The sequence below is a fragment of the Streptomyces sp. NPDC006393 genome, from assembly GCF_040628575.1.
Lineage (GTDB): Bacteria > Actinomycetota > Actinomycetes > Streptomycetales > Streptomycetaceae > Streptomyces.
The window spans coordinates 126,832-138,649 of sequence record NZ_JBEXZD010000008.1; the positions used below are offsets into that span (position 1 = coordinate 126,832).

7 protein-coding genes are annotated in these 11,818 nt (G+C 72.8%); 6 read left to right on the forward strand and 1 reads right to left on the reverse strand.

From position 1 onward, the window contains the following. The first annotated feature begins 90 nt into the window (after positions 1-90). The 5 genes from ABZ484_RS06485 to ABZ484_RS06505 all read left to right on the forward strand — a co-directional run bounded on the left by ABZ484_RS06485 (position 91) and on the right by ABZ484_RS06505 (position 9,717). Positions 91-2,961 (forward strand): DEAD/DEAH box helicase, encoded by a 2,871-nt coding sequence (locus ABZ484_RS06485; protein ID WP_358864747.1) that lies wholly within the window; start codon positions 91-93, stop codon positions 2,959-2,961. Further along, positions 2,958-4,877 carry an SWIM zinc finger family protein gene (locus ABZ484_RS06490; protein ID WP_358864748.1) on the forward strand — a complete coding sequence of 640 codons (1,920 nt, stop codon included), beginning with the start codon at positions 2,958-2,960 and terminating at the stop codon, positions 4,875-4,877. The genes ABZ484_RS06485 and ABZ484_RS06490 overlap by 4 nt, the downstream gene beginning before the upstream one ends. A 429-nt stretch (positions 4,878-5,306) precedes the next feature. Beyond that, on the forward strand, positions 5,307-6,002 hold the full coding sequence (locus ABZ484_RS06495; protein ID WP_358864749.1) for a glycoside hydrolase family 11 protein: 696 nt from the start codon (positions 5,307-5,309) through the stop codon (positions 6,000-6,002). Positions 6,003-6,155: 153 nt separating this feature from the next. Further along, positions 6,156-7,865, forward strand: coding sequence for a cellulose binding domain-containing protein (locus ABZ484_RS06500; RefSeq protein WP_358864750.1), 1,710 nt, complete (start codon positions 6,156-6,158; stop codon positions 7,863-7,865). Positions 7,866-8,223: 358 nt separating this feature from the next. After that, positions 8,224-9,717, forward strand: coding sequence for an alpha-L-arabinofuranosidase B (locus ABZ484_RS06505; protein ID WP_358864755.1), 1,494 nt, complete (start codon positions 8,224-8,226; stop codon positions 9,715-9,717). Positions 9,718-9,757: 40 nt separating this feature from the next. Here the strand turns inward: ABZ484_RS06505 and ABZ484_RS06510 are convergent, their stop codons facing one another. Next, positions 9,758-10,645: a helix-turn-helix transcriptional regulator gene (locus ABZ484_RS06510; protein WP_358864751.1), complete on the reverse strand. Its 888-nt coding sequence runs from the start codon at positions 10,643-10,645 to the stop codon at positions 9,758-9,760. Positions 10,646-10,967: 322 nt separating this feature from the next. On the opposite strand from ABZ484_RS06510, the gene ABZ484_RS06515 reads away from it, so the two are divergent. After that, the coding region (locus ABZ484_RS06515) for an MFS transporter (protein ID WP_358864756.1) at positions 10,968-11,818 on the forward strand (851 nt) is incomplete at its 3' end.

Genomic DNA, 11,818 nt, shown 5'->3' on the forward strand with positions numbered 1-11,818 from the left:
TTGCGGGCCGTCGCCGGAGCCGATTGTCAGACCCCGCCCGTAGAGTCGAAGACGACCGACTCGACCGGTGAGGGGGAGGTGACAGGACGTATGAGCGACATGGCCGTGGCCGAGACGGTCGGCGCGGCGGACGCCGTGTCCGTGCGACTGGCCGCCGTCTTCCTGCCCGCACCCCTCCCGCGCGAGGGCCGCGTCGCCTTCTGGGACCCGGCCGACGAGGTGTGGCACGAGGAGCGGCCGCCCGGCGCCCCTTCCGCGCGCACGGAGCTCACCGTCGTCGCACCCCACGGGCGGGGCGTCCGCCGCAGGACGGCACCTGCCCTCACCCTGCCGGTCGACGCGGCCCTTCCCCACCTCGTGCGCGCCCGGCAGGACCCGGCGGCCCACCCCGCCACCGCCTGCTGGGGAGCGGCCGCGCTGCACGCGCTGCGGCTCACCGCCCGCGGACGGATGCTGCCCGGCCTGACCGCCACCGGGCACGACGCCTGGCGCGCGGGCCCCCTCGACCCGGACGACATCGCGCACCTGCGCGCGATCGCCGCCGCCCTGCCGTACGAGGGCCACGCCGTGCCGCTGCCCGGCACCGGCCCGCTCCGGCTGCCCGAACCCGAGGCACTGCTGCGCGCCTTCCTCGACGCCGTCGCCGACACCCTGCCCCGGACCCCCGCCGCACCCCACACCTCCGGCAGGCCCTTCGCCGACCGCCGGCCGCAGCACCTGCCGGCCGCCCGCGACTGGGCGGCCGAGGTCGCCGCCGGCATGGACGCCGGCGTGCGGATCTCACTGCGCCTGGACCTGTCCGCGTACGACCTGTTCGACGGCGACGCCGGTGACGGCGGTGACGGCGGGACGGCCCGCCGGGCGGGCGCGGCGATCGTCCAGGTGCACAGCCTCGCCGACCCCACCCTCGTCGCCGACGCGGCGGCCCTGTGGGCGGGGAAGGCCGACGCGGCCTTCGGCCCGCGCGCGCGGGCCGACGCCGCCCTCGCCGTGCGCCGCGCGGCCCGCGTCTGGCCACCGCTGGACCGGCTCGGCGAGCAGGAGGCCCCCGACGTGCTCGCCCTGTCCGAGGAGGAGGTGAGCGAACTCCTCGGTGTGGCCGCGACCCGGCTCGCGGCGGCCGGCGTCGCCGTGCACTGGCCGCGGGACCTCGCCCAGGACCTCGCCGCCACCGCCGTGGTGCGACCCGCGCCTGGCTCCGCGACCGACGGCACCGGCTTCTTCGAGTCCGAGCAGCTGCTGAGCTTCCGCTGGCAGCTGGCACTCGGCGGCGACCCCCTCACCGAGTCCGAGATGGACGTGCTCGCCGAGGCCCACCGCCCGGTCGTACGGCTGCGGGACAGCTGGGTGCTCGTCGACCCCGCCCTCGTCCGCAAGGCCCGCAAGCGCGATCTGGGTCTGCTCGACCCGGTCGACGCGCTCTCCGTCGCCCTCACCGGCGCCGCGGAGGTCGACGGCGAGACCGTCGAGGCGGTGCCGGTGGGCGCGCTGGCCGCCCTGCGGGACCGCATCACGGCCGGAGTCCGGCCGGCCGAACCGCCACCCGGACTCGCCGCCACCCTGCGCGACTACCAGCTGCGCGGCCTGGCCTGGCTCGACCTCATGACCTCCCTCGGCCTCGGCGGCTGCCTCGCCGACGACATGGGCCTCGGCAAGACCGTCACCGTCATCGCCCTGCACCTGAAGAGGGCGCACCGCGCACCCACCCTCGTGGTCTGCCCGGCCTCCCTGCTGGGCAACTGGCAGCGGGAGATCACCCGGTTCGCGCCCGGCGTCCCCGTCCGCCGCTTCCACGGCCCCGACCGCACCCTGGACGACCTGTCCGGCGGGTTCGTCCTCACCACGTACGGCACCATGCGGTCGGCGGCGCCCCGGCTGGCCGAGCAGGAGTGGGGAATGGTCGTCGCGGACGAGGCACAGCACGTCAAGAACCCGTACTCGGCGACCGCGAAGGCCCTGCGCACGCTCCCGTCGCCCGCGCGCGTGGCCCTCACCGGCACACCCGTGGAGAACAACCTCTCCGAACTGTGGGCCCTGCTCGACTGGACCACCCCTGGACTCCTGGGCCCCCTGAAGTCCTTCCGCGCCCGGCACGCGCGCGCGGTGGAGAACGGCGAGGACGAGCAGGCGGTGGAGCGGCTGGCCCGCCTGGTCCGGCCCTTCCTGCTGCGCCGCAGGAAGTCCGACCCCGGCATCGTCCCCGAGCTGCCGCCCAAGACCGAGACCGACCACCCGGTCCCGCTCACCCGGGAACAGGCCGCGCTGTACGAGGCGGTGGTGCGCGAGTCGATGCTCGCCATCGAGACCGCCGAGGGCATCGCCCGCCGGGGCCTGGTGCTGAAGCTGCTGACCTCGCTCAAGCAGATCTGCGATCACCCCGCGCTCTACCTGAAGGAGGAGCACCCGCCCGGCGGCGACCGCCTGGCCACCCGCTCGGGCAAACTCGCCCTGCTGGACGAGCTGCTCGACACCCTGCTCGCCGAGGACGGCTCGGCCCTGGTCTTCACCCAGTACGTCGGCATGGCCCGCCTGATCACGACCCACCTCGCCGCCCGCGCCGTCCCCGTCGACCTCCTCCACGGCGGTACGCCGGTCCCGGAGCGCGAGCGCATGGTCGACCGGTTCCAGGAGGGCGCGACCCCCGTCCTCGTCCTGTCGCTGAAGGCGGCCGGAACCGGCCTGAACCTCACCCGCGCGGGCCACGTCGTCCACTTCGACCGCTGGTGGAACCCGGCGGTCGAGGAACAGGCCACCGACCGTGCCTACCGCATCGGCCAGACCCAGCCCGTCCAGGTCCACCGCCTGATCACCGAGGGCACCGTCGAGGACCGTATCGCCGAGATGCTGGCCGCCAAGCGCGCCCTGGCCGACGCGATCCTCGGCACCGGCGAGTCGGCCCTGACCGAACTGACCGACCGTGAACTGTCCGAGCTGGTGTCGCTGCGGAGGGAGGGCCGATGAACCCACGACCCGCCGACGCGGCACGCCGAGCCCTCCGGGCGGCCAGGCAACAGCGGCCGACCCCGACACAGGACCCGGAAGTCCCCCGAAAGCCCGAGCCCCGAGAGCCCGAGCCCCGACAGAGCCTCCAGCCGGAACCACCCGCACAACCCGAGCGGCCCGAACAACCCGCGCGGCCCGAACAACCCGAGCGGCCGGAACAGCCGGCCCCTGACGCCGTTCAGCCGGAGCGGGCGGGCGCCGGTGGTGGTGGCGACCGGCCGGGCGATGTGGCTCGTGAGGCTTTGCGTGCCGCGGTTTCCGCCCGGCGTGGTGCCGGTTCCGGGTCCGGTGGGCCGGAGAAGGAGGCGGTGAAGTCCGCCGGGGCCCATAGCGCGTCCCGCCCCGAGGTCGGCGGGGTTCGCGCGTCGGAGCGGCCAGGGCCGTCGGAGCAGCCGGTGCGGCAGGTGCGGCCGGTCGCCGAGGCGGACCGGCCGGGGCGGGCGGGCGCCGCCGATGCCGACCGGCCGGGCGATGTGGCTCGTGAGGCTCTGCGTGCCGCGGTCTCCGCCCGGCGTGGTGCCGGTTCCGGGTCCGGTCGGCCGGAGGGGGAGGCGGCGGAGTCCTCCAGGGACGCCACCGCACTGCACGCACCCCATCCCGTCCCCCGCACCATGGCCTCGCCCCGGCGGGACGGTGATGTGCGGCGGACCTTCCCGGCGTTGCCGGTCCGGACGGCGGGCGCGTCCGGCTTCGCCGAGACCTGGTGGGGCGAGGCGTGGCTGGACGCGCTGGAGAAGGGCGCGCTGGACGCGGCGCGGCTGGTCCGAGGGCGGGGTTACGCGGAGCAGGGGCACGTGGACGCCATCACCGTGACCCCGGGCCTCGTCCTGGCGTACGTACGGGGAAGCCGCCCGCGGCCGTACCGGGTCCAGGTCCGGGTGCGGACGCTGGACGACGCCGACTGGGACCGGTTCCTGGACGCCGCAGCCGAACGGCCGGGACACATCGCAGCGCTCCTGGACAAGGAGATGCCCCAGTCCCTGGCCGACTGCGGCGTCCCGCTGCTCCCCGGCCCCGGCGACCTCGCCCCGCACTGCAGCTGCCCCGACCGCGGTCACCCCTGCAAACACGCGGCGGCCCTGTGCTACCAGACGGCGCGGCTGCTGGACGCCGACCCGTTCGTCCTGCTCCTGCTCCGCGGCCGGGGCGAGCGTGAGCTGCTGGACGCCCTCTCCCGGCTGAGTGCCGCACGATCCGCCCGGGCCGCGCGCGAGCGCGCGCCGGAGCCGTTGCCGGGGGTGCGCGCCAGTGACGCCCTCGCCCCCCGCCGGCTGCCGCCCCTGCCCGCCCCGCTGCCGCCGCCTCCGCACCCCGGGCAGCCCCCGGTGTATCCGGCGGCGCCGGGCGGCCCGGACCCCTTCGCCCTCGACCAGCTCGCGACCGACGCCGCCGCCCGCGCCCACGCGCTGCTCACCACCGGGCGGGACCCCGTCGGTGGTCTGACGCTGTGGCGGGACGCGGTACGACTCGCCGCGGCCCGCCCCGGCTCCGGGCTGACCGCCGCCACCCGCGCCCTGTACTCCTCCCTCGCCTCCGTCACCGGTCGCACCCCCGCCGACCTGGCACGCGCGGTGGCCGCCTGGCGGCAGGGCGGCCTGGAAGGGCTCGCCGTCCTGGAGGAGCCCTGGGATCCGCCGGCCGGCCGCTTCGACCGGGCCCGTCCGCTGCTCCTCGCCGCCGACCTGCCCGCCTTCCGCCCCTCGCGCAACCGGCTCACCCACCCCAACGGCCACATCCAGCTCCGCCTCGGCCGGGACGGGCTGTGGTACGCGTACGAGTCCGAGCCCGGTCGCGACGACTGGTGGCCCCGGGGCACCCCCGACCTGGACCCGGTCGGCGCCCTGACCGGCCTCGCCGCTCCCGGCGACCTCTGAGGGTGCACACCCCGCCCCTCACCCTGGTCGAAACTTTCGAGTAGCGTGCGATTCGATCGAGATGACATCGCATCGCGCCCTCGCTCAATGGTGGCCTCTGAGTGCACGAACGGTGGCCGAAAGTGTTCTTGAGGACACCTACGGCGTGGAGTGTCGAAATCTTTCGATTGTCACCTGGGATATCGACAGTGAACTTTCGAAGAGTTTTCGGAAACAGAGTCATTGACCGCCGTTCCGAGCCGGGCCCATACTCTCCAGCGATCGAAGCGTCTCGCAGCGGAGGCGCCTTCACCGCGCCGCGCGGCGCGGACATCCTCACCCCCAACCCCCCTCATCTCGCCTCGGTAGCCCGCGGATTGACGTCTCATCAGCCCCACCAGGGGTGCGTCGTGCGGCCGGGCTGCCCGGCAGCCTTCACCAGGAGGAACCGTGAACACGGACAACGCTCCCGCCCACCCGATGAGCCGCAGGGGCTTCATCGGCCGTGCCGGTGCCCTGGCACTGGCGACGTCCGCGTCCGGGCTGCTGCTGCCCGGCACCGCCCAGGCCGCCACGACCATCACCACCAACCAGACCGGCACCAACAACGGGTTCTACTACTCGTTCTGGACGGACGGCGGCGGATCGGTCTCCATGACCCTGGGATCCGGCGGCAACTACAGCACCTCGTGGCGCAACTGCGGCAACTTCGTCGCGGGCAAGGGCTGGAGCAACGGCGGACGCAGGAACGTGAGCTACTCGGGCAGCTTCAGCCCGTCCGGCAACGGATACCTCTCGCTGTACGGATGGACCTCGAACCCGCTCGTCGAGTACTACATCGTCGACAACTGGGGCACCTACCGGCCCACCGGGACGTACAAGGGCACGGTCACCACCGACGGCGGCACGTACGACATCTACCAGACGACGCGGTACAACGCCCCCTCCGTGGAAGGCACCAAGACCTTCAACCAGTACTGGAGCGTGCGGCAGTCGAAGAGGACCGGCGGCACCATCACCACCGGCAACCACTTCGACGCCTGGGCCCGCTACGGGATGCGGCTGGGCAGCTTCAGCTACTACATGATCCTCGCCACCGAGGGCTACCAGAGCAGCGGCGGCTCCAACATCACGGTGAGCGGCTGACCTGCTGACCGGCTGACCTGCTGACCTGCTGACCGGGCTCGGCTCTCGACCGAGATTGTCGTGCTCCTGACATCCAGTGGGGGCCGGGGGCGCTCCGGCCCCCGGCCCTCCCGCCCCCGGCCTTCCCATTCCCCGGCCTTCCTCGGAGGTCCCATGCGCTCAGACCGTTTACGCCGCTACCGCCCCGGACTGATGGCGGCCACAGCCCTGGCCGCCGTGGCCGCCCTGACCGGCTCGGTCCTGCACGACGCCCGACCCGCCGGAGCGGTGGTGGCCGCCGCACCGGCCGCCTCCGGCGTGGAGGACGACGGCGCCGACTGCCCGGTGCCCGGCACGGGCTCCACGCCCTCCGGGTCGCTGCTGCCCGACCCGTTCACCGAACTGGACGGCACCCGCGTCAACACCGTGTCGGACTGGCGGTGCCGCCGGGCGGAGATCAGGGAACTGGCCGAGCGGTCGATCTACGGCCAGAAGCCCGCGAAGCCCGCGTCCGTGACCGGGACCGTCTCATCGACCCGCATCACGGTGAACGTCGGCGACCAGGGCAGAAGCGCCAGTTTCTCCGCGAGTGTCGATCTGCCCAGCGGATCCGGCCCCTTCCCCGCGGTCGTCGTCCTCGGCGGACTCGGCGCGGACACCAGCACCATCAAGGCCTCAGGCGTCGCCGTCATCAACTACGACCCGTACGCCGTGGGCAAGGAGGGCACGGCCCGCAACAACAAGCAGGGGGCCTTCTACAGCCTCTACGGCTCGTCCAGCAGCACCGGGCTGCTCATGGCCTGGTCCTGGGGCGTGAGCCGGATCCTCGACGTCATCGAGCAGTCGGGCGGCACGGTCCTCAAGGCCGGGGCGACCGGCGTGACGGGCTGCTCCCGGTTCGGCAAGGGCGCCTTCGTGGCGGGCGCGTTCGACCAGCGCATCGCCCTGACCATGCCGATCGAGTCGGGCACCGGCGGCGTCCCGATCTACCGGGGGATCCCGGGGGAGAGCGGCTCCCAGCCGCTGAGCAGCGCCTACTCGGAGCAGCCCTGGCTCGGTGACGCCTTCAGCCCCTACACCGGCAACCCGAACGCCCTGCCGGTGGACACCCACGAGATCGTCGGCATGGTCGCCCCGCGCGGCCTGTTCATCATGGAGAACCCGCACGTCGACTGGCTCGGCGCCCGGTCCGGCAGCGTGGCCGCCCTGGGCGGCGCCGAGATCTACAAGTCGCTCGGCGCGGGCGGCAACATCACCTACTGGTCCGACGTCCAGGACGGCACGCACTGCGCCGTGAGGCCGGAGTGGAAGACCCCGCTTCAGCAGAACCTCGCCAAGTTCCTGCTGGGTTCGGGCAGCGGCTCCGGGGTGTTCCGGATCGCCTCCGGCAAGGCCGGCAACCTCGCGCAGTGGCGCACCTGGCAGACACCGACCCTGACGGACGACGGAGGCACGACCTCCGGAACCACCAGCGGCACGTCGTCCGGCACGTCGTCCGGAACGACCTCCGGCACGAGCAGCGGCACCAGCAGTGGTACGAGCTCCGGAACCGCCAACGGCGGCACCACCGGCGGTGACACGGGCGGCGCCTGCACCGCCGTGTACCGGTCCGTCAACGCCTGGTCGGGCGGCTACCAGGGCGAGGTGACGGTCGGCAACCCCGGCTCCGGCACGCTGCAGGGCTGGACGGTGAAGCTGCCCCTGCCCTCCGGCGAATCCCTCACCTCCCTCTGGAACGGCCAGAACACCGGCACCAGCGGCACCGTGTCGGTGCGCAACGCCTCCTGGAACGGCACGCTGGGAGCCGGTGGCAGCACCACCTTCGGCTTCACCGTGACCGGCGGCTCCGCCCCACCGGCCGCCCTCACGTGCACCAGCCCGTGACACGGGTGGCCCGACGACCGACGACCCGACGGCGCGGAAAGGACGGCCCGTCCCCTGACCGGGGGCGGGCCGTGTCCGCGCGGAGCGGACGCCACCACGCCGCTGACCTCGGCCTTCGACGGTCGAAGTATCGGACGTGCGCGGGCTGTTGACACCCTTCGGCGGCTTCCTATCATCAGTGCCTGTCCGTATCTGCGACCGGTGTTCGAAATATCGATTAGAAATGTCATGCACATGATGAGATCACTGCATGACCGACCTGAGGAGACAACCCATGTCCGTGACTTCGAGCCGCTTACGGCGGATCAGACCACTCGCCCTGCTCACCCTGGCACTGGCATGGGCGCTCGCCACGACCATGCTCGGCGGTCAGGCGTCCGCAGGCGGCAGCGCCGCGGCAGCCGGCGCGCTCCCCTGTGACCTGTACGCCTCCGGCGGCACCCCCTGCGTGGCCGCGCACAGCACGACCCGCGCGCTGTACTCCGCGTACAACGGCCGTCTCTACCAGGTCAAGCGCGCCTCGGACGGGACGACCCGGGACATCGGCGTGCTCAACGCCGGCGGTTACGCCGACGCCGCCGCGCAGGACGCGTTCTGCGCGGGAACGAGCTGCCTCATCACCGTCGTCTACGACCAGTCCGGCCGCGGCAACCACCTCACCCAGGCGCCGCCCGGAGGGTTCTCGGGCCCCGCCGCGGGCGGGTACGACAACCTCGCGGAAGCGGCCGCCGCGCCGGTCACCGTGGGTGGCCACAAGGCGTACGGCGTCTTCATCGCCCCCGGCACCGGTTACCGCGACAACAACACCAACGGCATCGCGACCGGGGACCAGCCGGAAGGCATGTACGCGATCCTCGACGGCACCCACTACAACGGCGGTTGCTGCTTCGACTACGGCAACGCCGAGACGAACAGCCGCGACACCGGCAACGGCCACATGGAGGCCATCTACTTCGGCAACATCAAGGCCTGGGGCTACGGCAGCGGCAACGGCCCCTGGGTCATGGCCGACCTGGAGAACGGCCTGTTCTCCGGGGTCAACGCCGGCTACAACGCGGGCGACCCCAGCGTCAGCCACCGCTTCCTCACCGCCGTCGTCAAGGGCGGCGCGAACAAGTGGGCGATCCGGGCCGGCAACGCACAGTCCGGCGGCCTGTCCACCTACTACAGCGGACCGCGCCCCAACGTCTCCGGCTACAACCCGATGCACAAGGAAGGGGCCATCATCCTCGGCATCGGCGGCGACAACAGCAACGGCTCCGCCGGCACCTTCTACGAGGGCGTCATGACGTCCGGCTACCCCTCGGACGCGACCGAGAACGCCGTCCAGGCCAACATCAACGCGGCCGGCTACGCGCCGTCCTCCACGGCGAGCGGGCTCGGCGTGGGCTCCAGGGTCTCGCTGCGGGCCACCACGTCCTGCTGCACCACCGAGTACCTCCGGCACGACAGCGCCGACAGCAACGCCGCCATCGCGACGGTCTCCTCGTCCAGTTCCTCCGCCGACAGGTCCGCCGCCACCTGGATCGTACGCGCCGGCCTGGGCGACACCTCCTGCGTCTCCCTGGAGTCCGCCGACAAACCCGGCCAGTACCTGCGGCACTACGACTTCCGGCTGCGCATCGACAGCAACGACGGCAGCGCGCTGTTCCGGCAGGACGCCACCTTCTGCCCGCAGGCGAGTCACAACGGCCAGGGCATCTCGCTCCGCTCCGCCAACTATCCCAGCGACTTCGTACGCCATTACAACCACGCGGTCTACGCCGCGAGCGACGGCGGTTCCCACGAGTGGGACGCCACCGCGTTCTGGGCCGACGACACCAGTTGGGCCGTCACCTCCCCCTGGGCCTGACAGCGGGATCGGCGCACCGGAGGACGCGGTGCGGGGCGGGTCAGTCGACGGGGGTCCCGATGCCCGCCTCCGGTACCCGGAGGGTGGAGGAGAGCAGGCGCAGGGCGGCCTCGGACTCGGTGCCGACGCGGGCGCTGTAGGCGATCACGCGCTGGTCCGCGGCGCCGGGCACCAGCAGACTCTGGAACGACAACTCCAGGGAACCCACCAGGGGATGGATCATCTCCTTGGTGCCGGCGACACAGGTGCGCACCGGGTGCCGGGCCCAGCGCCGGGCGAACTCCTCGCTGTTCATGATGAGTTCGCCGACCAGCTCGGCGAGCTGCTTGTCATGGGGATGACGCCCGGCCATCAACCGTAGGGAAGCGACGGCGAGTTGAGCCTCGTCGTGCCATCGCGGATAGAGGTCCCGGGTACGTTCGTCGAGGAAGAGCATCCGGGTCAGGTTGGGCCGCCGCGCGGGATGTTCGGGCGCGTCGAAGTCCAGGTGCATGGCCAGCAGCAGATGCCCCATGGCGTTCCAGGCGAGGATGTCGTTGCGCCGGTCCAGGATCAGGGCCGGGGTGTCGGTGAAGGTGTCGATGAGCTGGCGGAGACCGTGGTCGGCGCAGGTGGCGCGCGGCGACTGGGCGCGTCGGGAGGCGGCCGTCTCCGGCCGGGCGAGATCCATCAGGTGGCTGTGCTCGTCCGGCGTCAGACGCAGGGTGCGGGCGACGGCGTCCAGGACCGCGTCGGACACCTGGACCGTGCGGCCCTGTTCCAGCCGGGTGTAGTGGGTGACGCTCAGGCCGGCCGCCAGAGCCACCTCCTCACGGCGCAGGCCGGGCACCCGGCGCCGCTCCGCGAACTGCGGCAGCCCGATCTCCTCGGGGGTGAGAGCGGCTCGGCGGCTGCGCAGGAAGTCGCTCAGCTCGGAGAAGTCAGGCATGGGGTGCCCCTCCCGTGAATCCGGTGCGGTGGACCGTGCCCTCCCTCCAACGGACACGGGGCCCGTCTCCTTCCCGCCCTGGGTGGTCAGGTTCTGACCACCCAGGGGGCGGCCCGTCAGCGCGAGGCGCGTCGGATCCGGGGTCTGGGTAGCCCCCGTCCAGGGCCGCAGGATTCCTTCCGCCGACGTCTTCCGGCGTCTCGGCGCCTTGGAATCTCAGCGTCTCGAAGGGGATCTCATGTCGGTCGTGGATGGTGTGGTGGAGGGGTCGGTGGTAACCGGCTCGGGGGGTGGGGATGCTGCGGGTGGCGTGTCGTCGCGGATGCGGCTGACCCTGGTCGTGCTGCTGGTGGCGCAGTTCATGCTGGCGGTGGACTTCTCGATCCTGAATGTGGCGTTGCCGGCGATCGGGCGGGGGCTGGGGTTCTCGCTGGGGAGTCTGCAGTGGATCGCGACGGCGTTCGCGTTGTGCGCGGCCGGGTTCACCCTGCTGTTCGGGCGGGTCGCGGACCTGTTCGGACGGCGCCGGCTGTTTCTCGGCGGGCTGGCGGTGCTGGGGCTGGCGTCGCTGGCGGGTGGGCTCGCGACCAGCCCTGAGGTGCTGGTCGTCGCCCGTGTCTTCCAGGGGCTGGCGACGGCGGCGGTGACCCCCGCGGGATTGTCGCTGCTGACGACGGCGTTCCCGGAGGGCCCGCTGCGGCGGAAGGCGCTGGGCCTGAACGGGGCGCTGATGTCGGCCGGGTTCACCACGGGCGCGGTACTGGGCGGTGTGCTGACGGACCTGCTGTCGTGGCGGTGGTCGTTCTTCATCAACGTGCCGGTCGCGGCGGCGGTGCTGGTGATCGCCCCGATGGTCCTGCCTCAGTCCCGTCCCGGCGAGCGGCCTCGGCTGGATCTGCCGGGGGCGCTGGCGGTGACGCTCGGTCTGCTGGCGGTGGTGCTGGGCTTCACCCGGGCCGGGGAGAACGGCTGGGGTGACCCGACCGCGCTCGGAATCCTGGCCGTCGGTGCGGTCCTGCTGCTCGTGTTCCGTTCCGTGGAGCGGCGTGCGGCGGCGCCGCTGGTCCCGGTGAGCGTGCTGACCCGGCGCACGGTCGCCTTCGGCAATGCCGCGGGTGTCCTGGCCTTCGCCACCGAGACCTCCCTCGTCTTCCTGATGACTCTGTATCTGCA

Bases quoted from the DNA above. Each gene is read 5' to 3' on its own strand.
- ABZ484_RS06485 (WP_358864747.1), top strand. From the start codon at position 91: ATGAGCGACATGGCCGTGGCCGAGACGGTCGGCGCGGCGGACGCCGTG.
- ABZ484_RS06490 (WP_358864748.1), top strand. From the start codon at position 2,958: ATGAACCCACGACCCGCCGACGCGGCACGCCGAGCCCTCCGGGCGGCC.
- ABZ484_RS06500 (WP_358864750.1), top strand. From the start codon at position 6,156: ATGCGCTCAGACCGTTTACGCCGCTACCGCCCCGGACTGATGGCGGCC.
- ABZ484_RS06505 (WP_358864755.1), top strand. From the start codon at position 8,224: ATGCTCGGCGGTCAGGCGTCCGCAGGCGGCAGCGCCGCGGCAGCCGGC.
- ABZ484_RS06510 (WP_358864751.1), bottom strand. From the start codon at position 10,645: ATGCCTGACTTCTCCGAGCTGAGCGACTTCCTGCGCAGCCGCCGAGCC.